This window comes from Streptomyces sp. AgN23 (genome assembly GCF_001598115.1).
GTDB classification, from domain to species: domain Bacteria; phylum Actinomycetota; class Actinomycetes; order Streptomycetales; family Streptomycetaceae; genus Streptomyces; species Streptomyces antimycoticus.
On record NZ_CP007153.1, the window covers coordinates 5,890,057 to 5,915,288 of the forward strand.

27 protein-coding genes and 2 pseudogenes are annotated in these 25,232 nt (G+C 71.3%); 14 read left to right on the forward strand and 15 right to left on the reverse strand.

The window, feature by feature from the left end; genetic code table 11:
- The first annotated feature begins 62 nt into the window (after positions 1 to 62).
- The 3 genes from AS97_RS25440 (at position 63) to AS97_RS25450 (ending at position 2,883) form a co-directional block, all read left to right on the forward strand.
- Positions 63 to 1,283, forward strand: a complete 1,221-nt coding sequence (locus AS97_RS25440) for an RNA polymerase sigma factor (protein WP_059145970.1) — start codon at positions 63 to 65, stop codon at positions 1,281 to 1,283.
- Between the two features lie 42 nt (positions 1,284 to 1,325).
- On the forward strand, positions 1,326 to 2,207 hold the full coding sequence (locus AS97_RS25445; RefSeq protein WP_059145920.1) for an aldo/keto reductase: 882 nt from the start codon (positions 1,326 to 1,328) through the stop codon (positions 2,205 to 2,207).
- A 142-nt stretch (positions 2,208 to 2,349) separates the two neighbouring features.
- Entirely contained in the window at positions 2,350 to 2,883 is a 534-nt protein-coding gene (locus AS97_RS25450; protein WP_125757065.1) for a GNAT family N-acetyltransferase, read from the forward strand.
- Here the strand turns inward: AS97_RS25450 and AS97_RS25455 are convergent.
- Together AS97_RS25455 and AS97_RS25460 are read right to left on the reverse strand one after the other, a co-directional pair.
- The gene (locus tag AS97_RS25455; RefSeq protein ID WP_201724713.1) at positions 2,880 to 3,716 is read right to left on the reverse strand and encodes an NAD(P)H-dependent oxidoreductase; all 837 of its coding nucleotides are present in this window, start codon (positions 3,714 to 3,716) and stop codon (positions 2,880 to 2,882) included. The genes AS97_RS25450 and AS97_RS25455 overlap by 4 nt on opposite strands.
- Before the next feature lie 103 nt (positions 3,717 to 3,819).
- On the reverse strand, positions 3,820 to 4,038 hold the full coding sequence (locus AS97_RS25460) for a TetR/AcrR family transcriptional regulator C-terminal domain-containing protein (RefSeq protein ID WP_247204486.1): 219 nt from the start codon (positions 4,036 to 4,038) through the stop codon (positions 3,820 to 3,822).
- Positions 4,039 to 4,041: 3 nt separating this feature from the next.
- Between AS97_RS25460 and AS97_RS47620 the strand changes: the two are divergent.
- The 3 genes and pseudogenes from AS97_RS47620 to AS97_RS25470 all read left to right on the forward strand — a co-directional run.
- Positions 4,042 to 4,122: pseudogene (locus AS97_RS47620) on the forward strand (ATP-binding cassette domain-containing protein); the annotation flags it as partial.
- 8 nt (positions 4,123 to 4,130) lie between these two features.
- The gene (locus AS97_RS25465; protein ID WP_210565733.1) at positions 4,131 to 4,277 is read left to right on the forward strand and encodes a hypothetical protein; all 147 of its coding nucleotides are present in this window, start codon (positions 4,131 to 4,133) and stop codon (positions 4,275 to 4,277) included.
- Positions 4,270 to 5,008: pseudogene (locus tag AS97_RS25470) on the forward strand (ABC transporter permease). The gene AS97_RS25465 and the pseudogene AS97_RS25470 overlap by 8 nt, the downstream one beginning before the upstream one ends.
- Before the next feature lie 59 nt (positions 5,009 to 5,067).
- On the opposite strand, the gene AS97_RS25475 reads toward AS97_RS25470, so the two are convergent.
- Positions 5,068 to 5,694 carry an NAD(P)H-dependent oxidoreductase gene (locus AS97_RS25475; RefSeq protein WP_059145924.1) on the reverse strand — a complete coding sequence of 209 codons (627 nt, stop codon included), beginning with the start codon at positions 5,692 to 5,694 and terminating at the stop codon, positions 5,068 to 5,070.
- 52 nt (positions 5,695 to 5,746) lie between these two features.
- Here AS97_RS25475 and soxR point away from each other — a divergent pair, with 52 nt between their 5' ends.
- Positions 5,747 to 6,208 carry a redox-sensitive transcriptional activator SoxR gene (gene soxR / locus AS97_RS25480; protein ID WP_059145925.1) on the forward strand — a complete coding sequence of 154 codons (462 nt, stop codon included), beginning with the start codon at positions 5,747 to 5,749 and terminating at the stop codon, positions 6,206 to 6,208.
- Positions 6,209 to 6,341: 133 nt separating this feature from the next.
- On the opposite strand, the gene AS97_RS25485 is transcribed toward soxR, so the two are convergent.
- Together AS97_RS25485 and AS97_RS25490 are read right to left on the reverse strand one after the other, a co-directional pair.
- The gene (locus AS97_RS25485) at positions 6,342 to 7,589 is read right to left on the reverse strand and encodes a GNAT family N-acetyltransferase (protein WP_059145926.1); all 1,248 of its coding nucleotides are present in this window, start codon (positions 7,587 to 7,589) and stop codon (positions 6,342 to 6,344) included.
- A 222-nt stretch (positions 7,590 to 7,811) separates the two neighbouring features.
- Positions 7,812 to 8,450 carry an ABC transporter substrate-binding protein gene (locus tag AS97_RS25490; protein WP_210565734.1) on the reverse strand — a complete coding sequence of 213 codons (639 nt, stop codon included), beginning with the start codon at positions 8,448 to 8,450 and terminating at the stop codon, positions 7,812 to 7,814.
- A gap of 146 nt (positions 8,451 to 8,596) precedes the next feature.
- On the opposite strand from AS97_RS25490, the gene dtd reads away from it, so the two are divergent.
- On the forward strand, positions 8,597 to 9,022 hold the full coding sequence (gene dtd / locus AS97_RS25495; protein WP_210565735.1) for a D-aminoacyl-tRNA deacylase: 426 nt from the start codon (positions 8,597 to 8,599) through the stop codon (positions 9,020 to 9,022).
- 57 nt (positions 9,023 to 9,079) lie between these two features.
- On the opposite strand, the gene AS97_RS25500 is transcribed toward dtd, so the two are convergent.
- The 3 genes from AS97_RS25500 to AS97_RS25510 all read right to left on the reverse strand — a co-directional run bounded on the left by AS97_RS25500 (position 9,080) and on the right by AS97_RS25510 (position 11,245).
- Positions 9,080 to 10,045: a glycine cleavage T C-terminal barrel domain-containing protein gene (locus AS97_RS25500; protein ID WP_059145928.1), complete on the reverse strand. Its 966-nt coding sequence runs from the start codon at positions 10,043 to 10,045 to the stop codon at positions 9,080 to 9,082.
- Between the two features lie 9 nt (positions 10,046 to 10,054).
- Positions 10,055 to 10,531 (reverse strand): transcriptional repressor, encoded by a 477-nt coding sequence (locus AS97_RS25505; RefSeq protein ID WP_059145971.1) that lies wholly within the window; start codon positions 10,529 to 10,531, stop codon positions 10,055 to 10,057.
- A gap of 150 nt (positions 10,532 to 10,681) precedes the next feature.
- Positions 10,682 to 11,245 (reverse strand): FABP family protein, encoded by a 564-nt coding sequence (locus AS97_RS25510; protein ID WP_059145929.1) that lies wholly within the window; start codon positions 11,243 to 11,245, stop codon positions 10,682 to 10,684.
- 272 nt (positions 11,246 to 11,517) lie between these two features.
- Between AS97_RS25510 and AS97_RS25515 the strand changes: the two genes are divergently transcribed.
- The gene (locus AS97_RS25515) at positions 11,518 to 11,883 is read left to right on the forward strand and encodes a DsrE family protein (protein WP_014053928.1); all 366 of its coding nucleotides are present in this window, start codon (positions 11,518 to 11,520) and stop codon (positions 11,881 to 11,883) included.
- 135 nt (positions 11,884 to 12,018) lie between these two features.
- On the opposite strand, the gene AS97_RS25520 is transcribed toward AS97_RS25515, so the two are convergent.
- From AS97_RS25520 to AS97_RS25545, 6 genes are all read right to left on the reverse strand, one after another.
- Positions 12,019 to 12,276 (reverse strand): DUF3099 domain-containing protein, encoded by a 258-nt coding sequence (locus AS97_RS25520; RefSeq protein WP_014053929.1) that lies wholly within the window; start codon positions 12,274 to 12,276, stop codon positions 12,019 to 12,021.
- 147 nt (positions 12,277 to 12,423) lie between these two features.
- Complete coding sequence (locus tag AS97_RS25525; protein WP_028814639.1) at positions 12,424 to 12,711, reverse strand: DUF1416 domain-containing protein; 288 nt, start codon at positions 12,709 to 12,711, stop codon at positions 12,424 to 12,426.
- Between the two features lie 44 nt (positions 12,712 to 12,755).
- A complete protein-coding gene (locus tag AS97_RS25530) occupies positions 12,756 to 13,595 on the reverse strand; it encodes a sulfurtransferase (RefSeq protein ID WP_059145930.1) in 840 nt (279 codons plus the stop codon).
- Between the two features lie 445 nt (positions 13,596 to 14,040).
- On the reverse strand, positions 14,041 to 14,727 hold the full coding sequence (locus AS97_RS25535; RefSeq protein WP_059145931.1) for a DUF2993 domain-containing protein: 687 nt from the start codon (positions 14,725 to 14,727) through the stop codon (positions 14,041 to 14,043).
- An 83-nt stretch (positions 14,728 to 14,810) separates the two neighbouring features.
- Positions 14,811 to 16,253, reverse strand: a complete 1,443-nt coding sequence (locus AS97_RS25540) for a hypothetical protein (RefSeq protein WP_210565736.1) — start codon at positions 16,251 to 16,253, stop codon at positions 14,811 to 14,813.
- 11 nt (positions 16,254 to 16,264) lie between these two features.
- The gene (locus AS97_RS25545; protein WP_059145932.1) at positions 16,265 to 16,540 is read right to left on the reverse strand and encodes a MoaD/ThiS family protein; all 276 of its coding nucleotides are present in this window, start codon (positions 16,538 to 16,540) and stop codon (positions 16,265 to 16,267) included.
- A 121-nt stretch (positions 16,541 to 16,661) separates the two neighbouring features.
- Between AS97_RS25545 and AS97_RS25550 the strand changes: the two genes are divergently transcribed.
- On the forward strand, positions 16,662 to 18,404 hold the full coding sequence (locus AS97_RS25550; protein ID WP_210565737.1) for an ABC transporter ATP-binding protein: 1,743 nt from the start codon (positions 16,662 to 16,664) through the stop codon (positions 18,402 to 18,404).
- A 115-nt stretch (positions 18,405 to 18,519) separates the two neighbouring features.
- The gene (locus AS97_RS25555; RefSeq protein ID WP_282615690.1) at positions 18,520 to 20,478 is read left to right on the forward strand and encodes an ABC transporter ATP-binding protein; all 1,959 of its coding nucleotides are present in this window, start codon (positions 18,520 to 18,522) and stop codon (positions 20,476 to 20,478) included.
- A 13-nt stretch (positions 20,479 to 20,491) separates the two neighbouring features.
- On the opposite strand, the gene AS97_RS25560 is transcribed toward AS97_RS25555, so the two are convergent.
- Positions 20,492 to 21,445: an alpha/beta fold hydrolase gene (locus AS97_RS25560; RefSeq protein WP_247204487.1), complete on the reverse strand. Its 954-nt coding sequence runs from the start codon at positions 21,443 to 21,445 to the stop codon at positions 20,492 to 20,494.
- A 254-nt stretch (positions 21,446 to 21,699) separates the two neighbouring features.
- Here AS97_RS25560 and AS97_RS25565 point away from each other — a divergent pair, with 254 nt between their 5' ends.
- The 3 genes from AS97_RS25565 (at position 21,700) to AS97_RS25575 (ending at position 25,232) form a co-directional block, all read left to right on the forward strand.
- Entirely contained in the window at positions 21,700 to 22,512 is an 813-nt protein-coding gene (locus tag AS97_RS25565) for a response regulator transcription factor (protein ID WP_059145935.1), read from the forward strand.
- 23 nt (positions 22,513 to 22,535) lie between these two features.
- Entirely contained in the window at positions 22,536 to 23,558 is a 1,023-nt protein-coding gene (locus AS97_RS25570; RefSeq protein ID WP_059145936.1) for a LacI family DNA-binding transcriptional regulator, read from the forward strand.
- A gap of 567 nt (positions 23,559 to 24,125) precedes the next feature.
- Positions 24,126 to 25,232 carry a trypsin-like peptidase domain-containing protein gene (locus tag AS97_RS25575; RefSeq protein ID WP_210565738.1) on the forward strand — a complete coding sequence of 369 codons (1,107 nt, stop codon included), beginning with the start codon at positions 24,126 to 24,128 and terminating at the stop codon, positions 25,230 to 25,232.

Consider the following 25,232-nt stretch of genomic DNA (forward strand, 5'->3'; position numbering starts at 1 on the left):
GAGCAAGCCCGGCCGATAAGGCGAGAGCGGCTGAAACAGCCGAAACGGCTGAAACCACCGCCATCGCCGAGACGGTCGAAACGGTCTTCAGGATCGAGTCCGCACGGATCATCGCAGGCGTCGCCCGCATCGTGCGGGACGTCGGGCTGGCCGAGGAACTCGCACAGGACGCCCTGGTCACCGCGCTGGAGCGGTGGCCGGAGTCGGGTGTGCCGGATAATCCGGGCGCCTGGCTCATGGCCACCGCCAAGCACCGTGCGATCGATCTCGTCCGCCGTAAGGAGACCTACGCACGCAAGCTGGCGGAGGTCGGGCGGGCCCTGGAGGACGTCTCACCGCCCGATCCGGCGGATCTCGCCCGCACCGCCGAGGACATCGATGACGATCTGCTGCGGCTGATCTTCACCGCCTGCCATCCCGTGCTGTCGACCCAGGCCCGGGTCGCGCTCACCCTGCGGCTGCTGGGCGGGCTGACGACGGAGGAGATCGCCCGCGCGTTCCTGGTCCCGGAGCCCACGGTCGCCCAGCGCATCGTCCGGGCCAAACGGACGCTCGCCCAGGCCGACGTCCCCTTCGAGGTGCCCTACGGCGACGACCGGACCGCCCGGCTCTCCTCGGTCCTGGAGGTCATCTACCTGATCTTCAACGAGGGCTACTCCGCGACCACGGGCGACGATCTGGTGCGCCCGGCCCTGTGCGAGGACGCGCTGCGGCTGGCGCGGGTCCTGGCCGGGCTGCTGCCCCAGGAGCCCGAAGTCCACGGGCTGGCCGCGCTGCTGGAGTTCCAGTCCTCCCGTATCGCGGCGCGCACCGGCCCCGGCGGCGAGCCGGTGCTGCTCGCCGACCAGAACCGCACCAAGTGGAACCGCCTGCTCATCCGCCGGGGCGCCGAGGCCCTGCAGCGCGCGGGCCACGGCCCGTACTCCCTCCAGGCCGCCATCGCCGCCTGCCACGCACGGGCGATCCGTTACGAGGACACCGACTGGACGGCCATCGCCGCCCTCTACGGCCGGCTGATGGCGCTGGCCCCGTCCCCGGTGGTGGAGCTCAACCGGGCGGTCGCCGTCGCGATGGCGGAGGGGCCCGCGGCGGGTCTGAAGCTGGTCGAGGCGCTGGCGGAGGAGCCGGCGCTCAAGGACTACCACCTGCTGCCGAGCGTCCGCGGGGATCTGCTGGAGCGCCTGGGCCGGCATGAGGAGGCCCGGGCGGAGTTCGCCCGGGCGGCGGACCTGACCCGTAACGCCCGTGAGCGGGCGCTGCTGCTGAAGCGGTCGGCGGGCTGATCCGAACTTGTGGCCGGGGCGAAAAGGTGCGCATGCTGCCCCATGAACTCATCCCCCGCGGCTTTCTCCTCTTCGTCCTTGTTTTCCCACCTCTCGTCACCGGCCGATCGGCTCGGCTTCGGCGCGATGCAGCTGCCGGGGCGGTGGGCCGGTCCCGCCGTCGCGCGTGCGACGGCTGTGGCGGTCGCACGGCGGGCCGTGGAGCTGGGGGCCCGTCATATCGACACCGCCGCCTTCTACTTCTCCGCCACCGAGCGGGCCAACGACATCCTGCGCGAGGCCCTGCATCCGTACCCCGCGGATGTCACCATCGCCACCAAGGTCGGGCCGCTGCGCACCGCGACCGGCGAGATGTACGCGGAGGCGCGGCCGGAGCAGCTGCGGGGTCTGGTCGAGGAGAACCTGCGGCAGCTCGGCGTCGACGCGCTCGACCTGGTCTACCTGCGGGTGGGACGGCTCAAGGCGGTGGGCGGGGTGCCGCTCGGGGAGCGGTTCGCCGCGCTGGCCGCGCTGCGGGAGGAAGGGCTGGTGCGGTGGCTCGGGGTGAGCAATGTGAGCGCCGAGCAGCTGGCCGAGGCCCGCGCGATAGCGCCCGTGGCGGCGGTGCAGAACCGGTTCGGGGTGCTCGATCAGGCCGACGGGGCGCTGGTGGACGAGTGCGCCGGGGCCGGGATCGCCTATATGCCGTTCTTCGCGCTGGGCGGCGGCCATACCGCCCTGGAGAGCGGGAACCTGCGGACGGTCGCGGAGCGGCACGGCGCGACCGCGCATCAGATCGCCCTCGCCTGGGGGCTCGCCCGCTCGCCCGCGATCATCCAGATCCCCGGCACCAGCTCGCCGGCCCACCTGGAGGAGAACATGGCGGCGGCGCGGATCACCCTCGGCGAGGACGACCTGGCGCTGCTGGAGCCGGTGGCGGACTGAGGCCGGGCCGGGCCGATTGACGCCGGGCCTGGCGGACTGAGTTCGGGCAGGGTCCGGATCTGGGCGCGGCGCCGTTGTCGTACCCCCGTGGTCGAATGAACGGAACGCGGGCGCAGGGTGGGCTGACGGCGGGAGGCGGCGGATGTCCGGTGGGGCGAGCGGGGTGCGGGTGCGGCTCGAGCCGTGGGAGGACAGCGCGTCCTGCCGGGAGCTGCTGCGTGGCGTCAACAGCCCGGAGATGACGAGCCACCTGGGCGGACCGGAGAGCGAGGAGCAGATCCTGGTCCGCCACCGCCGGTATGCGGAGCTGACGGGGCCGGGTGCCGGGCGGATGTACCGGATCGTGCTGCTGCCGGGGGAGGAGACGGTCGGCAGCATCGGGTACTGGGAGCGGGAGTGGCGGGGTGAGTCGGTGTACGAGACCGGTTGGGCCGTGCTGCCACCGTTCCAGGGGCGGGGGATCGCCGCCGTGGCCGCGGGGGAGGTCGCCGGGGCGGCCGCGGCACAGCGGACCCATCGGTATCTGCACGCCTATCCGTCCGTCGGCCACCCCGCGTCGAACGGAGTGTGCCGCAAGGCCGGGTTCACCCTGGTCGGCGAGTGCGAGGTCGAGTACCCGCTGGGGACGATGACCCGGTGCAACGACTGGCGGCTGGAGCTGCGCTCGCCCTCCTAGCTGTTCAAGGCGCCCCGAGAGCCTTGGTCCTCGTCGCTCAAGGTGCCCTGGGCGCGGGGGCCCTGGGGCCGTGCGCAGTGCACGGAGAGACCGGTCCGGCCCGGCAGCACATCGGGCCGGAGCACCAGGCGCTCGTCGTAGTCCCCGCCGTTCTGGCGGCGGAACGGGATCGGCTCCTCCGTCGGCAGGCCGGCCAGTCGCTTCCGCAGCGCGGCGGCATGGGCCTCGTACACCTCGGCCGGTACCCGGTCCGCGCCGTAGACCACATGCGGCGGCAGCACGGACATGCCGCTGTACCAGAGCGTGCCGTGGTGCAGCGGGAAGAGCAGATCGCCGATGGCGCCGTTGATGCCGCGCGGTCCCATGGTGTCCTCGGGCGCCCCCGCGGTCAGGACCACCATGGCGCGCTTACCGGCCAGCTTGCCGTCCCCGTAGCGCAGGGTGCGTCCGTCCGGCCCCTTGATCCCGTAGGCGAAGCCCTTGACGAAGACGCGGTCGAACCAGCCCTTGAGGATGGCGGGCATGCCGTACCACCAGAGCGGAAACTGCACGATCAGCGCGTCGGCCCAGGCGATCTTCTCCTGTTCGGCACGGATGTCCTCGCTCAGCGTCCCCGCGTCATAGGCGCGCTGCGAGGCGGCTCCGACGATGAGGCGTTCGCTCGCGTCGTGGCGGAAGTCGGCGCCGTCGACTACGGGGTTCCAGCGCATCGCGTAGAGATCGGACAGCCGGTGGTCATGGCCCTCCTCCCGCAGGGCGCGCAGACCCTCGTCGCGCAACGCCACGCTGAGGGACCGCTGTTCGGGGTGGGCGAAAATCCACAGCACGTTCATGACCACCATGCTGCGAAACGGGCCTCGGGCCGACGAGTGGCCGGATGGCCAGGATGTGCAAATATCTGGCCAGAGCCGACCGACGGTCAGCGGCGTCAGACGGTCAGCTCCGCGCGCTGACCAGCGCCTCCACACCGTCGAGAATCCGCTCCAGGCCGAAGACGAACTCGTCGTCAGGGCCGCCCGGGGTGTCCAGCTCCCCCGCCCGCAGCGCCGCCGTCACCGCCGGGAAGCGCTCGGCGTCGGTCAGCTTCCCCAGCGGCCTGGCCCAGGCCGCCATGGAGGTTTCGAGGCTGTCGCCGACGAAGCCGCTGACCAGCATCAGCTCAGGGGCGTCGATCTGTCGGTCGCGCCGGGCAGCGTCTTCGCGCTGCTCGGCCCCAATGGGGCGGGCAAGACCACGACCGCATCACCGTGCATAGCGCCACGCTCGACGACGTCTTCATGGCCCTGACCGGCCACGCCGCGGAGGGCGAGAGCCGTACCGCCGAGGGCGAGAGCCATGAAGGTGAGGGCGAGAGCCGCGACGCCACGGGCGAGAAGGAGACGGCCGGTGTCTGACGCGATCGTTCTGACCGGCCGCACGATCCGGCTGACCAGGCGCAACCTGGACGCGGTGCTCACCGCCATGCTGCCGCCGATCATGCTGATGCTGGTCTTCGTCTACTTCTTCGGCGGCGCCCTCCACACCGGCACCGAGTACGTCACCTATGTCCTCCCCGGGGTGATGCTGCTGTGCGCGGGCTTCGGCTCGGCCAATACGGCGGTCACCGTCACCCATGACAGGACCGGCGGCATCGTCGACCGCTTCCGGTCGCTGGACATCGGCGGCACCCCGATCCTGGCGGGCCATGTGGCCGCGAGCGTGCTGCGCAACACGGTCGCGACCGCGCTCGTCTTCGGGGTGGCCTTCCTCATCGGCTTCCGGCCGGACGTCGGTCCGCTCGACTGGCTGGCCGTGGCCGGGATCCTGCTGATGTTCATCCTCGCGATCTCCTGGCTGTCGGCCTGCTTCGGCCTGATCGCCAGGTCACCGGAGGCGGCGGGCGGGTTCACCTTCCTGATGATGTTCCTGCCGTATCCCAGCAGCGCGTTCGTGCCGATCGACACCATGCCGGGCTGGCTGCACGGATTCGCGGAGCACCAGCCGGCCGGTCATCGAGGCGCTGCGGGGGCTGCTGCTGGACCGGTCGGCCGGCGACAGCGCGTGGCAGGCCCTGGTGTGGTGCGGCGGAATCCTGGCGGTGGCGGCCGGGCTGTCGGGGGTGCTCTTCCGCCGCCGCACCGCCTGAGCCACGCTTCCGGCGGCGCAGGTCGACGGGGGGTGACGGGGCCGGCGCCGCCGGGGGCATCAGGTGCCGTACGGGTGGGTGGTGCGGGCCGTGCGCAGAGCCCGCGCCCACCAGGCGAGCTGATTGAGCATCGCCCCAGCGGCGGTGTCCGGACCCTCGGAGTCCTTCAGCCGGCCGTCCTCCTCGAAGAGCCCGTGCGCGTTGTGGAAGCTGACCGTGTCCCGGACGGTCACGGCGTGGACCTCGGCGAAGACCGGCCGCAGATGCTCGACCGCCCGCAGGCCACCGGAGATGCCGCCGTAGGAGACGAAGCCGATCGGCTTGGCCTGCCACTGGGTGAAGTGCCAGTCGATCGCGTTCTTCAGGGAGGCGGGGTAGCTGTGGTTGTACTCGGGGGTGACCACGGCGAACGCGTCGGCCGCGTCCAGCCGGGGCGTCACGGCCTCCAGGGCCGCGAGGTCATCGGGGCCGGGGCGGTGGGTGAGGTCCATGGGCAGCGGGGTCTCGGCAAGGTCGACGACATCGACGGTCATATCGGAGCGGAGCGTCGCATGACCGGCGAACCATTCGGCGACCCTCGGCCCGAAGCGGCCCTCGCGGGTGCTGCCGACGATGACGGCGAGCCGGATGGGGGAGTCGGTGTCGGTAGGGGCTGCGGCCGTGGAGACGGCGGTGTCAGGAGCCATGGGAAGAGCCTCGGACTTAAACAAAGGTTGAAGTCAAGCTACCCTCGGCTCTATGACGCAATTGACCTGGAAAACCCATGAGCTCACGGTCGGCGAGCTCTCGCAGCGGAGCGGAGTCCCCGCCTCCGCGCTGCGCTTCTATGAGCGCGAGGGGCTGATCCACAGCCGCCGCACCTCCGGCAATCAGCGCCGCTACACCCGCGATACGCTCCGCCGGGTCGCCTTCGTCCGCTCCTCGCAGCGCGTCGGCATCCCACTGGGGAGAATCCGGGAGGTGCTCGGGCTCTTCCCCGAGGACCATGTCCTCACCAAGGAGGACTGGGCCCGGATCTCGGAGTGCTGGCACGCGGACATCACCGAGCGCATCGAACAGCTGGAGAACCTCCGCGACCACCTTACCGACTGCATCGGCTGCGGCTGTCTGTCGATCGACAAGTGCGCGCTGGCCAACCCGTACGACCGGCTCGGTGAGCAGGGCGCGGGCGCGCGCCGACTGCTCAAGTCCTGCTGCTGAGCCTCGGCCGTTCAGCGTCGGCCGTTCAGCGTCGGCCGTTCAGCGTCGGCCGTCCAGTGTCGGCCGCCGAGTGCCGACCGCCCGGTGCCGATCGGGTGGGCGCCCGCCACAGTGCCCGGACACCCCCGCCACCTCAGAAGCTGTCGGGGCACCAGGGGCGTCGCGGTGTTCGCAGCAGCCGGTCCGCCAGTGCCGCCGCGCCCGGGCGCTCCTCGGCGATCCGGCCCAGCGAGGCGAGCCGGGCCGCCGACTCGTCGCCCAGCCACAGGGTGCCCAACTCGCCGATGTCCATGGTCAGGTCGGCCGGGCGGCCCGTGGTCGCACACGCCGCGCCGTCGGGGCCCGCCTCCAGGACATAGCGGCCACCGGCCAGCCCGGCGGCGTCGTGCAGCTCGAGCACCAGCGAGCCCTCGACCGGGTACGTACGCCTCTCCAGGAGCTGGGGCACATCCAGCGGGCGTAGCCACAGCCAATCGGCGTGCATGCTGACCTGGGCGGCGCGGGGGTCGCCGAGCAGCAGCGGAAGCAAATCGTCCGGGGCACGCCGGCCGGTGTTGACCCGGGTCACCCAGTCGACCGAGAGCAGGAAGTGCCACAGCGCCCGCTCGGCGGCCGGGGTGACTCCCATCAGCTCGAGCACGGTGGCGGTGTTGTGCGGCCGCTTGTTGCCCTCCCAGCGGTCGTCCGCCGTATAGGCGAGCAGCCCGTCCACCGAGCCGTCGGGGGAGCGGTAGAGGACATAGAACGGCTCGGTCCAGGGGCGGTTGGGGAATCGTCGCCGGCCGGTGCTGATCCGCCACCAGCTGTCCGGGCGGTCGATGACGCCGTGCTGCTGGGCGCGGAGCCGCTCATGCAGTGCGGGGCCCAGCTTCCGGACCTCGTCGGCGTCGGCGAAGTCGACCCGGCCGCCGTCCACCGGAGCCGAGTGGCGCGGGTCGAGCCCGGCGCGGGGAACGTCCACCTGCCATTCGGTGATCCAGGCGGCGGGGCCGAAGCCGTACCGCCCATAGATCGGGTACTCGGCCGCGATCAGGGTGGCCGCCGCGTCGCCCCGCTCCTTGGCGGCGCGCAGATCGTGCTCCATCATCCGGCTGAGCAGCCCCCGGCGGCGGTGGGTGGGTGACACCGCGACATTGCTGATCGCGTCGGCGGGGACGTCCGCACCGCCGACCGCCGTCAGCCGCTGCGCGAAGCTGCGGAAGGTGGCGACGCAGCGGTCCCCGTCGAAGACCCCCTGCGTACGGGACAGGTCTATCTGCTCCCGCCGCAGCTCCACCTCTTCCTTCGGCGCCTCCGGCGGACGCAGAAAGCCGGTGTTGAGCGCGATGGTCCAGCTGGTCAGATCGGAATCGGAGAGCGGGGTGCGGAGTTCGACGGCCATGCCCACACGCTAGGCGTGAGCCGCCACCGGCCGCACGCCGATTTCCCCAGCCTGTGGACCAGGTCCTTTCATCACACCGCACCCTGTGGACGGCTCGGCGAGCCCCCCAACGGACGGCTCGGCGAGCCCCCCAACGGACCGCTCGGCGAGCCCCCGATGGACGGCTGGGCCAGCCTCCGATGGGAGCCCCCGATGGACGCTGGGCAAGCACCCCGCGGGCGCCTACGCCAGCAGGTCGTCCACCTGCGCCTCTCCCTCGCGGTACCGGCGGGCGATCTCCGCACTGCAGCCGTCCGCCGTCCGCTGCAGCTCCTGCCGCCGCCGCGACACCTGCTGCTCATGGCCGACGAGGCGGGCCATCGCGCCGCGCAGTTCCTCGTCCGTACGGGCCCGCAGATCGGAGAGGCCCACTTCGGCCAGCATCTCCTCGGCCAGCCGCTCGTATTCGGCGCCCTGCGGCGTCCCGAGCGTGACATGGCGGGCCGAGGAGCGGTGCCGTGAGGGGAGGTCCGCGAGGATCTCCGGCAGCCGGTCCACCAGCGCGGCGGACGGCTGTGCCGCGGCCGCCGCGGGCGCCGGGTCACGGCGATGGCCCAGCTCGGCGCGGAGGATGTCGATCCGGCCCTGCAGCAGTCTGCGCAGATAGCTCAGATCCGCCTCCTCGCCCTGTGCCGCGCGGCGCAGCGCCCGCAGCTCCGGAAGCCGCAGTGCGTGCAGTCCGCTCGCCGCCGCGGACGTGGGAGCCATGGTCGGCGCCGTCACGGCGGCCGAGTCGGCCAGCCGTCCGCCGCGCTGGCTCGGCGGCCGTGGCGGCAGCAGGCCCTCGGTGGCCATGGGCTGGCCGGTGCCCGGTGTGGTCATTGGTGTCCGTCCCCTCCAGCGATGCGTCATTCCCGCAGTTCCTGCCCGCTTGCACCGCCTGCACGCATCGTGCCACCAGTGATGCTCCCTGCGCAGCGGCTCTCCACCCGATCGGCCCCGGATGGACGCACGGCATGATGGTCGGTATGCGTGCTGTGGTACAGAGAGTGGACGGGGCAAACGTCGTCGTGGACGGCGAGACGGTCGGCGAGATCGTCGGTCAGGGGCTGTGCGTGCTGATCGGGGTGACGCATGACGACACTCCGGAGAAGGCGGCCCAGCTCGCCCGCAAGCTGTGGTCCGTAAGGACCCTCCAGGGCGAGAAGTCCTGCTCGGACACGGCCGCCCCGCTGCTGGTCATCAGCCAGTTCACGCTCTACGGCGACGCCCGTAAGGGGCGCCGTCCCACCTGGAACGCGGCGGCGCCCGGCGGGGTCGCCGAACCGCTGGTCGACGAGGTGGTGGCCCAGCTGCGGAAGCTGGGCGCGCACGTGGAAACGGGCCGGTTCGGAGCGGACATGAAGGTCTCGCTCACGAACGACGGCCCGTTCACGGTGTTGATCGAGGTCTAGCGCGACCCCCCTCGAGGTCTAGCGCGCCCCTCGAGGTCTGGCGCGACCTCACCGGGCTCACGGCTCCACGACCGTTTCCTGTGCGGCGGCCGTGGAGTCGGCGATCAGCTCCGCGTCCACCGGCACATTGCGCTTGACCAGCGCGAGCGCGATCGGCCCCAGCTCGTGGTGGCGGGCCGAGGAGGTGATGAACCCCAGTTGGCGGCCCTCCTCGCCCTCCGACGCCAGCCGTATGGGTGCGCCGTGGGAGGGCAGCGTCACCTCGCTGCCGTCGAGGTGGAGGAAGACCAGCCGGCGCGGTGGCTTCCCCAGGTTCTGCACCCGGGCGACGGTCTCCTGGCCGCGGTAGCAGCCCTTCTGCAGATGGACGGCGGAGCCGATCCATCCCAGCTCATGGGGGATGGTGCGGTGGTCGGTCTCCAGGCCGACCCGCGGCCGGTGGGCCTCGACCCGCAGCGCCTCGTACGCCAGCACTCCGATCGCCGGCCCGCTCGCCTCGGCGAAGTCGGTCAGCCGCGCACGCGGCAGGAAGAGATCCCGGCCGTGCGGGGTCTCGCGGACGACGGTGTCCTCGGGGGCCTCGGTGATGCTGCCCGCCGGGAGGTGGACGACCGCGTAGTCGTCGGTGCGGTCCGCGATGTCGACCCGGTAGAAGAACTTCATGCTCTCCAGGTAGGCGATCAGATCGCGCTGGCTGTCTGGCTCTACATGGGCCCAGGTCGTTTCGCCGTCGTCGACGAGATAGAGCGCGTGTTCGATATGGCCGTGGGCGGAGAGGATCAGGGCTTCGGTGGCCTGGCCCGGCGGGAGTTCGCTGACGTGCTGGGTGATCAGCAGATGCAGCCAGCTCAGCCGGTCGGCACCGGTGACCGTGACCACTCCGCGGTGCGAGAGGTCCACGAAGCCGGTGCCGTCGGCGAGCGCGCGCTGCTCGCGGAACAGGTCGCCATAGTGGGCGGCGACGCCTTCGTCGGGGCCCTCGCCGGGGACGGCGCCGGGCAGCGACAGCAAAGGGCTCTTCATGAACTCAGCCTACGACCTGCGGGCTCGGCCCTCACCGGAGCCGTTTTGGCCGTCGTCTCCACCGCGCTGCCGGGCCGAGCACGCGGCACACCGGCCGAAGATCGCGAAGTGCTTCAGATCGGTCTCGAAGCCGAAGTCCGCGCGGAGCTGCCGGGTGAAGGAGTCGGCCACGGAGACATCGGCCTCGATCACATCCGTGCAGTCGCGGCACACCATATGGATGTGATGGTGCCGGTCGGCCAGGTGGTACGTGGGGGCGCCGTGGCCGAGATGGGCGTGGCTGACCAGGCCCAGCTCCTCCAGCAGCTCCAGCGTGCGGTAGACCGTGGAGATGTTGACGCCACTCGCGGTGCGGCGCACCTCGGTGAGGATCTCGTCCGGAGTGGCGTGCTCCAGATGATCGACGGCTTCGAGTACGAGCTGGCGCTGCGGGGTCAGCCGGTAGCCGCGCTCCCGCAGATCGCTCTTCCAGTCGGTGGTCGCCACGGTGCAAGTGTAGGCGGGCACGCGATTACCGGCCGGACGCACAGGTGCAGAACCGGCCGCGGCAGGGAAGAGCCGGGCTCGGCGGCAGCTGGAACGGCCCGCTCAAGAGCCCGAGAGCACAAGAGCCCGAGAGCCCAAGCACTCAGGTGCTCAGCGGAAGAAGGCGATCCCGTCGTCCGGCAGGTCCTTGAGGTCCTTGGCCCACTCCCGGGGGTCGACGACCTTCTTCAGATGCGCGGACATGTACGGGCGCAGCTCGACCTCGGGGGTGGCCTTCTCGCCGACCCACATCAGATCGCTGTTGACGTAGCCGTACAGCCGCTTGCCGCCCGCGTACGGGGCCGCGTGCGCGGTGCGCGCCACCGCGTCCGTCGCCAGGTCGATCTGCGGCTTGCCCTCCGCGAGCTCGCCGTACCAGACCTCGACGATGCCCTGGTCCCGGATCATCACGACCTCGACCTTGCGGTCCTTGTCGATCCGCCAGTAGCCGGACTCGGTCTCCAGGGGGCGCACCTTCTTGCCCTCGGAGTCCAGCACCCAGGTGTGCGAGACGTATTCGATGAAGTCGCGGCCGTCGTGCGTGAAGGTCGCCTCCTGGCCGAAGTTGCACTTCTCGGCCCCGGGGAAGTCCGATACGCCCGCGCCTTCCCAGTTGCCCAGGAGGAAGGCGAGCGGCACGAGGTCCGGGTGGAGGTCGGAGGGAATCTGGATCATGAATTCAGGCGATCTGTCGAGAGTCGAGCCGTGACGGCCGGGCGGGAGGGGTTCAGCGCTGGCCCTGGTACAGCTTCTTCCAGGTCAGCGCGGCGAAGCCGAGCGTGGCCACGGCGACCAGGATCATCAGGGTGGTGAAGACTGCCTCAAGCACGAGCGCGCTCCTCGGAACAGATGACGGACGGCACCGAGTCTAGTCGGCGCCGGGGCGGCCGGTGGAGACAGGTCGCCGTGCCGCGCCCGGCCCACCGTGCCGACCCTAAGGTTGGCGTATGGCGAAGAAGCTGGTGATCAAGGTGACGGCGGGTGCGGACGCTCCCGAGCGCTGCTCCCAGGCGTTCACGGTGGCGGCGGTGGCCGCGGCGAGCGGGGTCGAGGTCTCGCTCTGGCTGACCGGGGAGTCGACGTGGTTCGCGCTGCCGGGCCGGGCGGCGGAGTTCGAGCTGCCGCATGCGGCGCCGCTGCCGGATCTGATCGACGGCATCCTTACGGGCGGCGGCACGATCACGGTGTGCACCCAGTGCGCGGCGCGCCGGGAGATCGAGGAGAAGGATCTGATCGAGGGGGCCCGGATCGCGGGTGCTCAGGTCTTCGTGAGCGAGATCATGCCGGACGGCGTGCAGGCGCTCGTGTACTAGGGCGGCCCTCAAGGCCCCGGCTACCAGGGTGGTCCTGGGCACCGCGGGCCACCAGGGCGGTCCTCTACGCCCCGGCCGGGGCCCGGTCAGTGGCCCCTGCCGGGCCCCGATCGGCCGGGTCGGTTGTGCTGGTGGTCAATGCCGGTGGTTGTGCTCGTCCAGCTCCCGCCACCACCGGTCGGATTCCTCGTCCCCCGACTCATCCCACCACCGGTCGTCCGGGCCCCGGCGATTGGCCACTATGGCGGCCAGCGGCGGGATCACCATGGCGACGATGCACATCGCGACCGCGGCGGGTACGGACCACAGGCGCACAAAGGCCCACGCCGAGATGAAGAGCGTCAGACACGCGCCCATCAGGAAAAAATATGCGTGGCGGCGTCGCGCGTACATATGTCCAGCGTACGTCCGAGGCCGCCGCGCCGACAGACGAAGGACACCGGCACCGACGGGCGAGACAGACGGAGGGCCGCACCCCGCCGAGGCGTCCAACCCCGGGGTGCGGCCCTCCGGCCGTGTGTCACGACGCGCCGTCACGCGTCAGACGGCGATGGCGACCTCCGCCAGCCCGCCCTTCTGGGCGACGACAGTGCGGTCCGCGGTGCCGCCGGGAACCAGGGCACGCAGCGTCCAGGTGCCCTCCGCGGCGTAGAAACGGAACTGTCCGGTCGCGGAGGTGGGGACCTCGGCGGTGAACTCGCCGGTGCTGTCCAGCAGCCGGACGTAGCCGGTGACGGGCTCACCGTCGCGGGTCACCGAACCCTGGATGGTGGTCTCACCGGGCTTGATCGTCGAGGCGTCGGGGCCGCCGGCCTTGGCTCCACACATGGATGTCTGTCCTTACGTTCGGGGGCGCGTTCGGGGGAGAGGGGTCAGCTGCCGGCGCCGAGCTCGACCGGCACGCCGACCAGCGAGCCGTACTCGGTCCAGGAGCCGTCGTAGTTCTTGACGTTGGTCTGGCCCAGGAGCTCGTGCAGGACGAACCAGGTGTGAGCGGAGCGCTCACCGATGCGGCAGTAGGCGATGGTGTCCTTCGCCAGGTCGACGCCCGCGCCCTCGTAGATCTCCTTGAGCTCGTCGTCGCTCTTGAAGGTGCCGTCGTCGTTGGCCGACTTCGACCAGGGGATGTTGCGGGCGCTCGGCACGTGGCCGGGACGCTGCGACTGCTCCTGCGGGAGGTGGGCCGGGGCGAGCAGCTTGCCGGAGAACTCGTCGGGGGAGCGCACGTCGACGAGGTTCAGCGAGCCGATGGCGTCCACGACCTCGTCGCGGAAGGCGCGGATGGAGGCGTCCTGCGGCTTGGCCTTGTACTCGGTCGCCGCGCGGGTCGGCACCTCGGCGACCAGGTCGCGGGAGTCGAGCTCCCACTTCTTGCGGCCGCCGTCGAGCAGCTTGACGTCCTGGTGGCCGTAGAGCTTGAAGTACCAGTAGGCGTACGCCGCGAACCAGTTGTTGTTGCCGCCGTACAGGACGACCGTGTCGTCGTTGGCGATGCCCTTCTCCGACAGGAGCTTCTCGAAGCCGGCCTGGTCGACGAAGTCACGGCGCACCGGGTCCTGGAGGTCCTGCTTCCAGTCGATCCGGACGGCGTTCTTGATGTGGTTCTTGTCGTAGGCCGACGTGTCCTCGTCCACCTCGACGATGACCGTCTTGGGGTCGTCGATCCGGGCCTGGACCCACTCGGCGTCCACCAGGACGTCACTGCGGCTCATGTTCTCTCCTCCGGGGCAGTTGCGGCGGTACGGGCACGCTCGCGACGCGGCGCCGCGCGGGGCGTGCGGCGAGCGTACGAGCGAAAGTGCGGGAAGGCCCGGCTGACGGGCCGAAGAGGGGGCCGGTCCGAGGCGTGCCGGACCGCGTCCCGTTCAGACGGTGCGACAGAGCATGGCGGCGACACGGCACAGGTCGACTGCCCGCCGCTTCGTGAGATCCGCCTGTCGCTTCATGCGTCCGATCGTAGGGACGGACAGGCGGACATGTCACCGGCGTGTCGAATGATGAGACGATATCGTCCGGAAGGTGAGATGAGAGAGGGGTGCACGCCCCGGAGGCGGGGCCGTCCGGGCAGGCGAAGGCCACGGGCGGTCATGGATGCGGACGAGATCGTCTCAGTGAATGGACCAGGGGCATGATCGGACGCCCCTGGTGTTGATCGCGTCAGCCCGTCAGTTGGACGTTATTACCCGTGACCGAGACGTCTATGCCGTCCTTGGTGGTCTCCACCTTGTCGAGCCGCATACCGGTGGGCAGTCCCTCGATCTTCCGCTCGATGTCGGCCTTCTCGCGGACCTTGTCCTCCCACTGGGGGATGCTGCCGCCCGGGATGGACTCGGCGTGCAGCCGGATGGTGGTCCCGTTCACGATGGTGACCCGGGAGTGGGCGGTGAGGGTGAGGCCCAGCAGGCTGCCGGTGATCTTGACCTTGTTGGACCCCGACGGGTCGTAGCCGACGGTCACCCCCGGACCGGCGGCCTGTGAGAGGTCCGCGTAGCTGATGTGGGCCGAGCCGGTGGCGCGGTCGGCGCTGGCCGAGGAGAAGCTGCCCGAGATGCGGACGTTGTGCAGCTTCGCGTCGAGCTCGGTGACCCGGACGCTGCGGCCGTCCCCCGTGGCCGTGGTCAGCCCGTCCACACCGACGTCGACCTCGTCCAGCTCCTTGCCCGCGACCTGGGTGAGGAAGGGGAAGCCCTTGATCGAGACATTGGGCGTGGTGGTCAGGCCCTGTGAACTCTTGATCTTGTCTGCGGCCTTCGACTCCGCGATGTACACCGCGATGCGGTCGGCGGCCACGAAGAGGCCGCCGAGTATCACGACGACGATCAAGGTGATACGTAGTGCGCGCATGTGCGTGGGTCCCCCAGGCTCTTGCTCAGGCCCTCGCCTGAGGCTGCGAGCCTATCCGGAGCGGCCGAACGGGAGCCGGGGAGTCAGCCCAGTGCGCGGCCGATCACATAGACCACGGGGGCGGCGGCCGCGAGCGGCAGCGCCACGCCGGCCGTCATATGGACGAAGCGCGAGGGGTAGTCGTAGCTGGCGACCCGGTGGCCGATCAGCGCGCACGCCCCGGCCGCGAACCCGAGCAGGGCGGCGGTGGAGGTGCCCGTTCCGGTGAGCTGCCCGGCCCCGACCCCGGAGCCCGTGGCGGCCGCCAGCGCGACCACGACGGCGGCGGCGGTCGGCAGCGGCAGCGCCCGGACGAGCACGGCCACGGCGACGGCGGCCGCTCCCACCACGACGGCGTCCGAGGACTCGGCGACGGCGGCCAGATGGCCGGCCGCGAGCACGGTAAGGGCCGTGGACGCCACAGCGGCCGTGAGCCCGTACAGCCGCTCGTCCGCGGAGGCGTGGCTGCGGAGCTGGAGGATCACCACGAGCAGCAGCCAGACGCCGATGGTGCCGATGAGGACCGTCGGGGCGTGTGCGGGCTCGGTGGCGAGCAGGCCGACGCTGGCGGCCAGACCGCCCGCGTAGGCGAGCGCGATGCCCTGCCGGGCGGGCCACATGCCGTTCAGCCGGAACCAGCCGGCCGCGGTGACCGCCTGCAGCACCGCCACCACGACGGCGACCGCCGGGCGGCCCAGCGGCGCGGTGGCCGCGAGCAGGCCGGCGAGCACGGCGGTCAGGGCGGCGGGGACGAACCCCGGGGGGAGGATCTGCGGACGGCCCTCGGCGCGGGCCTTCTCGGCGGCGGTGAGCGGCCGGTCCGGCTGCGAGGCGGGCGGCTCGGCGGTCGCGGTTGCGGCTGCCGTCGTGGCGGGGGGCGCGGTCTGTGGCTGCTGGGGCTGGGCGTGCTGGGCCCGCGCGTGCTGGGCCTGCGCCTGCGTCTGGGCCTGCGTCTGGGCCTGCGTCGCGGGCCGGGGCTGTCCCGGGTGCTGGGCGGCCGGCTGGTACGGGTGCCGCTGATCCCAGCCCGGGGCGTACTGGCCCTGGTTGCCCTGCTGCGGGTGCTGGCCCTGGTGCGCCTGGTTGCCCTGGTGCCCCTGCTGGGCGGCGTAAGGATCCGCGTACGGCTGCTGCTGGTACTGCTGCTGCTGCTGCGGGTGCTGGTACTGCTGCGGCTGGGCCTGGGGGTACTCCTGCTGCTGCGGCTGGGCCCGGGCGTACCCCTGCTGCTGCGGATAGCCCTCGTACCCCGGCCAGTCGGCCGGCTGCTGGGCGCCCTGACCGTGGCCGCCGTTGCCGCCCGGCCCGCCGTTACCGCCATCGCCGCCGTAAGGATGCGCGCTCTGGTCGTAGCCGCCGTAAGGAGCCTCGTACGACCCGTACGGGGGATACGGCTGCTGGTACGGCTGCTGCTGGTTCTGCTGGTTCTGCTGGTGGAGGTCGTGAGGCTCGTGGGGCTCGTTGGGCTGGTGCGGCTGGTTGCTCATGAGCTCGGGGTTCACCCTCCTGCGAACGGCGGGAGCACCTCGACCGTGCCGCCCTCGGCGAGTTGGATCGTCTTGTGGTCGCGGGTGCCGACCGGGGTTCCGTCGACCAGGAACGAGCAGCGCAGCAGGACCCGCGCGAACTCCGGCCGAGCGGTGTGCCGCTCCCGGGCCACCTCGAGCGCTTCCGCCAGTGTCCGCGCGGTGTACGGCTCCTCCGCGGTACCGGCCGCGGCGCGGGCCGCGGCCCAGTACCGGATGGTCCCGGCGGGCGTGTTCTTCATCGCCATCGCGATCCCTTTCCCGTCATCTGCCGCCTCCATGATGACGGGTGCGGGCCCGCGCCATGGACCACGCGCGGTTCGTCGAAAATACGGCCGGTTCGGGGCGTGCGTCACTTAAGGTTTCGGTGTGCTGGTACGACTGATACGGGCGTATCTGAGGCCCTATACCCGAACGATCACGCTGATCGTTTTATTGCAGCTGGTGCAGACCCTGGCCACCCTCTACCTCCCCGCGCTGAACGCGGACATCATCGACGGCGGAGTGGTGAAGGGCGACACCGGCTACATCGTCCGTGTCGGCGGGCTGATGATCGCCGTCACGTTTGTTCAGATCGTGTGCGCCGCGGGAGCCGTCTACTTCAGCGCCCGTACGTCCATGGCGCTCGGCCGCGATGTGCGCGCCGCCGTCTTCGACCGGGTGCAGTCCTTCTCCGCCCGTGAGATGGGCCACTTCGGGGCGCCGTCCCTGATCACCCGCACCACCAACGACGTCCAGCAGGTGCAGATGCTGTGCCTGATGGCGTTCACGCTGATGGTCTCCGCGCCGATCATGTGCGTCGGCGGTGTGGTCATGGCGCTCAACCAGGACGTTCCGCTGTCGGGGCTGCTCCTGCTCATCGTTCCGACTCTGGGCGTGGTCGTCACCTTCATCGTCCGCCGGATGCGGCCGCTGTTCCGCCATGTCCAGGAGCGCATCGACACGGTCAACCGGGTGCTGCGCGAGCAGATCACCGGTATCCGGGTCATCCGTGCCTTCGTCCGTGACACCCATGAGCGCGACCGCTTCACCGCCGCCAACACCGGGCTGATGGACGTCTCGCTGCGGGCCGGGCGGCTGATGTCGCTGATGTTCCCCACCGTGATGCTGGTGGTGAACGTCTCCAGCGTGGCCGTCGTCTGGTTCGGCGGGCACCGGATCGACAGCGGCGGGATGCAGATCGGCGCGCTGACCGCGTTCCTCAGCTATCTGGCGCAGATTCTGTCGTCGGTGATGATGGCCACCTTCATGTTCATGATGGTGCCGAGGGCCGAGGTGTGCGCCGAGCGCGTACAGGAGGTGCTGGGCACCCAGACCAGTGTCGTACCGCCGCTCGTGCCCGTCGCGGCCGCGCCCGCCGACGCCGGAGGGGGGCTGCTGGAGCTGCGGAACGTGGAATTCCGCTTCCCCGGCGCCGACGAACCCGTGCTGCGCGACATCTCGCTGATCGCCCGGCCCGGCCGGACCACCGCCGTCATCGGCTCCACCGGCAGCGGCAAGTCCACCCTGCTCGGGCTGGTGCCGCGGCTGTTCGACGCGACCGACGGCAGCGTCCACATCGACGGGGTGGATGTGCGCGACCTCGACCCGGAGGTGATGACCCGGACCATCGGGCTCGTCCCGCAGAAGCCGTATCTCTTCGCCGGAACCGTCGCCTCAAACCTGCGGTACGGCAATCCCGATGCCACCGACGAGGAGCTGTGGCGGGCCCTGGAGACCGCCCAGGCACGGGAGTTCGTGGAGTCCATGGAGGCCGGGCTCGACGCCCCGATCGCCCAGGGCGGGGCCAATGTCTCCGGCGGGCAGCGGCAGCGGCTGGCGATTGCCCGGGCCCTGGTCCGCAAGCCGTCCGTCTATCTCTTCGACGACTCCTTCTCCGCGCTCGACTACGCGACCGACGCCCGGCTGAGGGCGGCGCTCGTGGACGAGACGGAGAACGCGACGGTCGTCATCGTCGCCCAGCGGGTGTCCACCATCCGGGGCGCCGATCTGATCGTGGTGCTCGACGCGGGGCGGATCGTCGGCGCCGGTACCCACGGCGAGCTGATGGCGGGCAACGAGACCTACCGCGAGATCGTGCTCTCCCAGCTCACCGAAAAGGAAGCCGCATGAGCGACGGACACGCGGCCGCTGAGCCGCGGAAGACGACGAAAGTCGCACCTCCGCGCCGCGTGGGCGACAGTCACATCGGCTGCTGGCGCAGCGGGGCGAATGTAAGGGACACGGTATGAGCGGCACCTCGGCACCCCGCAGGGGCCCGGCGCCCGCCGCCGGACCCGGCCGCTTCATGGGCGGGCAGCCGACCGAGCGGTCCCTGGACTTCCGCGGCTCCGGACGCCGGCTGCTGGCCCGGCTCCGCCCCGAGCGCGGTATCGCGCTGCTGGTGCTCGCGCTGGGCACGTGCAGCGTCGCGCTCGCGGTGGCGGGTCCGAAGATCCTCGGCGAGGCGACCGACCTGATCTTCGCGGGTCTCATCGGACGGCAGCTGCCCGACGGGGCCGACAAGGAGCAGGCCGTCCAGTGGCTGCGCGACAGGGACCAGGGCACGGTCGCCGACATGGTGGCCTCGATGGACGTCACCCCCGGCCAGGGCATCGACTTCCACGCGGTCGGCGTCGTGCTGCTGTGGGCCACGGCGCTGTATGTCGTCGCCGCGCTCCTGGGTCTGGTACAGGCGCGGGTGGCCACGGCCATCGTCCAGCGCGCCGTCTTCCGGCTGCGCGAGGACGTGGAGCAGAAGCTGGCGCGGCTGCCGCTGTCGTACTTCGACAAGCAGTCGCGCGGTGAGGCGCTCTCACGCGCCACCAACGACATCGACAACATCCAGCAGACGCTGCAGCAGACCCTCAGCCAGATCCTGGCCTCGCTGCTGACGATCGTGGGCGTGCTGGCGATGATGTTCTGGATCTCGCCGCTGCTGGCGCTGGTGGCGCTGATCACCGTCCCGGTCTCGGTGTGGGTGACGACACGTATCGGCAAGCGCGCCCAGCCGCAGTTCGTCGCCCAGTGGAAGACCACGGGCAAGCTCAACGCCCATATCGAGGAGATGTACACCGGCCACTCGCTGGTGAAGGTCTTCGGGCGGGAGAAGGAGTCCGCGGAGCTGTTCCGGGAGCAGAACGACAAGCTCTACGCGGCGGGCTTCCGGGCCCAGTCCATCTCCGGGCTGATCCAGCCCTCGATGATGTTCATCGGGAACCTCAACTATGTGCTGGTGGCCGTGGTCGGCGGGCTCCGGGTGGCCTCCGGCGCACTGTCGATCGGCGATGTCCAGGCGTTCGTCCAGTACTCCCGGCAGTTCAGCCAGCCGCTCACCCAGGTGGCCTCGATGGCCAACATGGTGCAGTCGGGCGTGGCCTCCGCCGAGCGGGTCTTCGAGCTGCTGGACGCGCCGGAGCAGAGCGCGGAGCCGGTGGACGCGCGGCGGCCGGAGGCGGTGCGGGGGCAGGTCGCGTTCGAGGACGTCTCCTTCCGCTACCAGCCGGACACGCCGCTCATCGACGGTCTGTCGCTGTCGGTGCGGCCCGGGCAGACCGTGGCCATCGTCGGCCCGACCGGCGCCGGAAAGACCACGCTGGTCAATCTGCTGATGCGGTTCTACGAGGTCAGCGGCGGGCGGATCACGCTGGACGGGGTGGACATCGCCGAGATGTCGCGGGAGGAGCTGCGCTCCCATATCGGGATGGTGCTGCAGGACACCTGGCTGTTCGGCGGGACGATCGCCGAGAACATCGCGTACGGCGCGCAGGGGGCGAGCTTCGAGAAGATCGTCGAGGCGGCGAAGGCCACCTATGTGGACCGCTTCGTACGGACCCTGCCGGACGGCTACGACTCGGTGATCGACGAGGAGGGTTCCAATGTCAGCGCGGGGGAGAAGCAGCTGATCACGATCGCCCGGGCGTTCCTCTCCGAGCCGTCGATCCTGGTGCTGGACGAGGCCACCAGCTCGGTCGACACCCGTACCGAGGTCCTGATCCAGCGGGCGATGGCCTCGCTGCGCAGCGGCCGCACCAGCTTCGTGATCGCGCACCGGCTGTCGACCATCCGGGACGCGGACGTGATCCTGGTGATGGAGTCGGGGCGGATCGTGGAGCAGGGCTCGCATGACGCGCTGCTCGCGGCGGGCGGTGCGTACGCCCGGCTGTACGCGTCCCAGTTCGCCGAGCCGGTGGCGGAGGCCGAATAGCTGGGGCCGCCCCTCAGGCGTGGGCCGCCGCCCAGTCGGCGATGCGCGTCAGCAGAGCGGGGGAGGCGGCGGTCTCGGCGTGGCCGAAGCCCGGTTCGATCCACAGCTCCGAGACGGACGGGTCCGCCGCCGACGCCAGCATCCGCGGATGGTCCAGCGGGAAGTACGGATCCCGGTCACCGTGCACGATCAGCAGCGGCGTCGGCGCGATCAGCGGCGCCGCGGCCACCGGGGACAGCGGGTCGACGTCCCAGCCGCGCGGGTCGATCCGGGTGCGCAGCCCGTAGCGGGAGACCAGGCGGCCCGCGGGCCGGGTGACCGCCCAGTGGACCCGCCGCATGGGCGCGGTGCCCCGGTAGTACCAGCGGGCGGGTGCGCTTACCGCGATCACCGCATCGGGCGCGGCACCGTCGGCCGCCTCGCCGGGCGCGCCCGGCGCCCGCCCGTCCGGCGCCCCGGCCGCTGGGGCCGTGCGCCCCGGCGAGCGCCCTGTGCGCTCCCCATCGTGTGCGACATGCACCGGTTGGATTCCATGGTTTTTCCCGTACAGCGCGGCCTGCCGGATCACCACCGACCCGCCCATCGAGAAGCCGACCGTGGCGACCCGCCGATGCCCGAGGCGACGTGCCCAGCGCACCGCGGCGGCCAGATCCAGCACCTCGCGGTCGCCGACCGTGGACCGTCCGCCGGACCGGCCATGCCCCCGGAACGAGAACGTGATCACGGCCGTACGCTGGCGAAACACCGATGCCACCCGCCGCAGCGCGGGGCGCTCCAGGGCGCCGGTGAACCCGTGCCCGACCACCAGCACGAGATGGTCGGAGGGTTCGGCGCCGGATGCCGGGGAAAGCTCGTACAGCGCCTCGATGGAGACGGCGTCATCGGTCAGCAGCGTGGCCCGCAGCTCCCTCGTGATGACCTTGGAAGGACAACGGGGAGCAGATTGAGCCTCTCGGGCACATGTCATGTGGGTTATTCTGCTGTGAAGAGGATCCGGGCAACGTAGCCCCCGGGTCCTTTTGTGCTTTCGGGGCGTGATGCGCGTTTGAGCGCACCGTCGCTCCAAGGGTGCGGAGCGTGACCGTACGAAGTAGTAGCCGCAGACTCCCCCGGGCGCTGCCCGGGAGGTGCCCCTCTCGCAAGGGACCGAGGAGGAACCGACGTAATGGGCGAGCGAAGCGTGCACAACCTCGAGAACATGGCCGGGGCAGGTGGTGGACGATGAGTTCCCTCCTGCTGCTGACCAACGCACTTCAGCCCTCGACGGAGGTGCTCCCCGCCCTCGGCCTCCTGCTGCACAGCGTGCGGGTGGCTCCCGCCGAAGGTCCGGCCCTGGTGGACACACCGGGCGCCGATGCCATTCTGATCGACGGCCGCCGCGATCTGCCGCAGGTGCGCAGCCTGTGCCAGCTGCTGCGGTCCACCGGCCCCGGCTGCCCGCTGATCCTGGTGGTGACCGAGGGCGGGCTGGCCGCCGTCACCGCCGACTGGGGCATCGACGACGTCCTGCTGGACACCGCGGGCCCGGCGGAGGTCGAGGCCCGGCTGCGGCTGGCCATGGGCCGCCAGCAGATCACCACCGACGACAGCCCGATGGAGATCCGCAACGGCGATCTGTCGGTCGACGAGGCCACCTACAGCGCCAAGCTCAAGGGCCGTGTGCTCGATCTCACATTCAAGGAGTTCGAGCTGCTGAAGTATCTCGCCCAGCACCCCGGCCGGGTCTTCACCCGGGCGCAGCTGCTGCAGGAGGTCTGGGGCTACGACTACTTCGGCGGCACCCGCACCGTGGACGTCCATGTCCGGCGGCTGCGCGCCAAACTGGGCCCGGAGCACGAGTCCTTGATCGGCACCGTGCGGAACGTGGGCTACCGCTTCGTCGCGCCGGAGAAGGTCGAGCGCGCCGCCGAGGAGGCCCGCGCGAAGGCCGCGGGGCGGGGCTCCGCGGCGGGCGACACGGCGCGCGGCGAGCGCCCCGGCGGGGCGTCCGGCTCCGCGGCGAAGGCCGCTGCCGCACGACCGGCCAACAGCTAGCTGGACCCGCGTAGACTTCGCGCGTGGCCAAGGTGACGCGGGATGATGTGGCAAGGCTTGCGGGGACGTCGACCGCGGTCGTCAGTTACGTCATCAATAACGGACCCCGGCCGGTCGCCCCGGCCACGCGCGAGCGGGTGCTTGCCGCGATCAAGGAGCTCGGCTACCGGCCGGACCGGGTCGCGCAGGCGATGGCGAGCCGCCGGACCGATCTCATAGGGCTGATCGTTCCGGATGCCCGGCAGCCGTTCTTCGCGGAGATGGCACACGCCGTCGAGCAGGCGGCCGCCGAGCGCGGAAAGATGGTGCTGGTCGGCAACTCCGACTACCTCGACGAGCGCGAAGTGCACTATCTGCGCGCCTTTTTGGGGATGCGGGTGTCCGGGCTGATCCTCATCAGCCAGGGCCCGAGCGAGAACGCGGCGGCCGAGATCGAGGCGTGGGACGCCCGGGTGGTGCTGCTGCACGAGCGGCCCGAGGCGATCGACGACGTGGCGGTGGTGCTGGACGACGTCGGCGGCGCGCAGCTCGCGGTGCGGCATCTGCTGGAGCACGGCCATGACTACGTGGCGTGCCTCGGCGGCACCGAGATAACCCCGACCGTCGGCGACCCCGTCACCGACCACGTCGAGGGCTGGCGCCGCGCGATGCACGAGGCGGGCCGCTCCACGGAGGGGCGGCTCTTCCAGGCCCCGTACAACCGGTACGACGCCTACAAGGTCGCCCTCGACCTGCTGGCCGGCCCCGACCGGCCCCCGGCCATCTTCTGCGCCACCGACGACCAGGCGTTCGGGGTCCTGCGGGCCGCGCGTGAGCTGCGGATCGAGGTCCCCGGAGAGCTGGCGGTGGCCGGCTTCGACGATGTGAAGGAAGCCCACCTCACCGACCCCCCGCTGACCACGGTCGGCTCCGACCGCCCCGCGATGGCGCGCGCCGCGGTCGATCTGGTGCTGGACGACGGCGTCCGCCTGGCCAGCTCGCGCCGCGAGCGGGTCAAGCAGTTCCCGTCGGCACTGGTGGTCCGCCACTCCTGCGGCTGCGCGTAGCGCGGAGCGCTTCTGCCCGGGTCGGGGCCCTGGGGCCCCGACAGCTCCCTGTCGTTCTCGCGGTCCGGCGGGATGGGCCCTGCGGGCCGGTTGTGGTGTGCGGGAGGTGCCTGCCTGGTCTGGGGCCGCCCGGCGGGAGGCGTCCGCGCGTTGCGGGGCCCTGCGGCCCCGCGAACGGATGCCATGCGCGGCGCGTGCCCGCCCGGTGGCCTCCCGGGCGGGGAGATTCCGCGCCTGGCGAGGCTTGTGATCCGGGCGTTCCGTGGCTGGGCCCCGATGCTCGCGGAGGCGTCGTGTCCTGCGGGTGGTGTGCTGCCCTCCGGGGTGCAGCGTCCGCCTTACGGCGGTGTGCCGGCGGGGCGCGACGCCCACGTTCCGCGGTGGGACTTCGCTGACCTGCGGGGCGACCGAGGGGGTTCGGGGGCGGCGGGGGCCGAGGCTACGGCGGCTCTCGGCGTCCGGCGGACGCGCCCCGGCTCGCCGCCTTATGTCGGGCATACCGACTTCTGGTGGGGTTCTCAGCGGGCACTCAGGGGACTCTCATACTTCGGCCGCACAGTCATAGACATGACGGACAGCACACGCCGTAGCGGCGCAGACGAGCCCTATCCCTTCTCGTACGGCGGTGGTGCGGGGTATCCCGATCCGCCCGCGTATGAGCCTCAGCAGGCGGTCACCACGCCGTCCGGGGTCACCGTGTGGCCGAGCGGTGGCAGCGGTGGTGGGGGCGGGGTCGGGGAGGAGGGCGGCGCGGGTGAGGGGGCGCATGGTGGTGGAGGGCGGCGCAGGGCGCGGGCGCCGCGTCCGGTCGCGCTGATCGCGGCCGTGGCGGCGGTCGCGGCGCTCGTGGGCGGCGGGGCGGCCGCGCTGGTCACCAACGCCACCCAGAAGTCCGACACCACGGTCTCCACCCCCGTGGTCAACGCCAAGTCCACCAGCAACAGCGGGGTTTCGGCCGTCGCGGCGGCCGTCAGCCCCAGCATCGTGGAGGTCAGCGCGAGTGGCACCAGCGGTCAGTCCACCGGCTCCGGCGTGGTCATCACCAGCGGCGGCGAGGTCATCACCAACAACCATGTGGTTTCCGGCGCCGACTCGATCAAGGTGACCTTCAGCGACGGCAGTAAGAAGACCGCGACCGTCGTCGGCACCGACAGCAAGAAGGACCTCGCGCTGATCAAGGTGGAGGGCGCGAGCGGGCTCAAGGCCGCGGCCCTCGGCGACTCCAGCAAGGTCACGGTGGGCGATCAGGTCGTGGCCATCGGCTCGCCGGAGGGCCTTACCGGCACCGTCACCAGTGGCATCGTCTCCGCGCTCGACCGTGAGGTCACCGTCTCCACGGACCAGAGCCAGGGCCAGGGCGGTCAGGGGCAGGGCGGCGGCGGTCAGTGGCCCTTCGAGTTCGGCGGCGGCCGGTACAACGGCGACGTCGGCGAGTCGACCACCACCTACAAGGCCCTCCAGACCGACGCCTCGCTCAACCCCGGTAACTCCGGCGGCGCGCTGATCAACATGAGCGGCCAGGTCATCGGCATCAACTCCGCGATGTACTCCGCGGCCTCGGGCCAGAGCGCCGGCAGCGCGGGCAGCGTCGGCCTCGGCTTCTCGATCCCGATCAACACGGTCACGTCCGATCTCGCCTCCCTGCGCTCGGGCGGCAGCGACGGCAACGTCTGA

Bases quoted from the DNA above. Each gene is read 5' to 3' on its own strand.
- AS97_RS25445 (WP_059145920.1), top strand. From the start codon at position 1,326: ATGAACTCATCCCCCGCGGCTTTCTCCTCTTCGTCCTTGTTTTCCCAC.
- AS97_RS25450 (WP_125757065.1), top strand. From the start codon at position 2,350: ATGTCCGGTGGGGCGAGCGGGGTGCGGGTGCGGCTCGAGCCGTGGGAG.
- AS97_RS25455 (WP_201724713.1), bottom strand. From the start codon at position 3,716: ATGAACGTGCTGTGGATTTTCGCCCACCCCGAACAGCGGTCCCTCAGC.
- AS97_RS25460 (WP_247204486.1), bottom strand. From the start codon at position 4,038: ATGCTGGTCAGCGGCTTCGTCGGCGACAGCCTCGAAACCTCCATGGCG.
- AS97_RS25475 (WP_059145924.1), bottom strand. From the start codon at position 5,694: ATGGCTCCTGACACCGCCGTCTCCACGGCCGCAGCCCCTACCGACACC.
- soxR (WP_059145925.1), top strand. From the start codon at position 5,747: ATGACGCAATTGACCTGGAAAACCCATGAGCTCACGGTCGGCGAGCTC.
- AS97_RS25485 (WP_059145926.1), bottom strand. From the start codon at position 7,589: ATGGCCGTCGAACTCCGCACCCCGCTCTCCGATTCCGATCTGACCAGC.
- AS97_RS25490 (WP_210565734.1), bottom strand. From the start codon at position 8,450: ATGACCACACCGGGCACCGGCCAGCCCATGGCCACCGAGGGCCTGCTG.
- dtd (WP_210565735.1), top strand. From the start codon at position 8,597: ATGCGTGCTGTGGTACAGAGAGTGGACGGGGCAAACGTCGTCGTGGAC.
- AS97_RS25500 (WP_059145928.1), bottom strand. From the start codon at position 10,045: ATGAAGAGCCCTTTGCTGTCGCTGCCCGGCGCCGTCCCCGGCGAGGGC.
- AS97_RS25510 (WP_059145929.1), bottom strand. From the start codon at position 11,245: ATGATCCAGATTCCCTCCGACCTCCACCCGGACCTCGTGCCGCTCGCC.
- AS97_RS25515 (WP_014053928.1), top strand. From the start codon at position 11,518: ATGGCGAAGAAGCTGGTGATCAAGGTGACGGCGGGTGCGGACGCTCCC.
- AS97_RS25520 (WP_014053929.1), bottom strand. From the start codon at position 12,276: ATGTACGCGCGACGCCGCCACGCATATTTTTTCCTGATGGGCGCGTGT.
- AS97_RS25525 (WP_028814639.1), bottom strand. From the start codon at position 12,711: ATGTGTGGAGCCAAGGCCGGCGGCCCCGACGCCTCGACGATCAAGCCC.
- AS97_RS25530 (WP_059145930.1), bottom strand. From the start codon at position 13,595: ATGAGCCGCAGTGACGTCCTGGTGGACGCCGAGTGGGTCCAGGCCCGG.
- AS97_RS25535 (WP_059145931.1), bottom strand. From the start codon at position 14,727: ATGCGCGCACTACGTATCACCTTGATCGTCGTCGTGATACTCGGCGGC.
- AS97_RS25540 (WP_210565736.1), bottom strand. From the start codon at position 16,253: ATGAGCAACCAGCCGCACCAGCCCAACGAGCCCCACGAGCCTCACGAC.
- AS97_RS25545 (WP_059145932.1), bottom strand. From the start codon at position 16,540: ATGGCGATGAAGAACACGCCCGCCGGGACCATCCGGTACTGGGCCGCG.
- AS97_RS25555 (WP_282615690.1), top strand. From the start codon at position 18,520: ATGAGCGGCACCTCGGCACCCCGCAGGGGCCCGGCGCCCGCCGCCGGA.
- AS97_RS25560 (WP_247204487.1), bottom strand. From the start codon at position 21,445: ATGACATGTGCCCGAGAGGCTCAATCTGCTCCCCGTTGTCCTTCCAAG.
- AS97_RS25565 (WP_059145935.1), top strand. From the start codon at position 21,700: ATGAGTTCCCTCCTGCTGCTGACCAACGCACTTCAGCCCTCGACGGAG.
- AS97_RS25575 (WP_210565738.1), top strand. From the start codon at position 24,126: ATGACGGACAGCACACGCCGTAGCGGCGCAGACGAGCCCTATCCCTTC.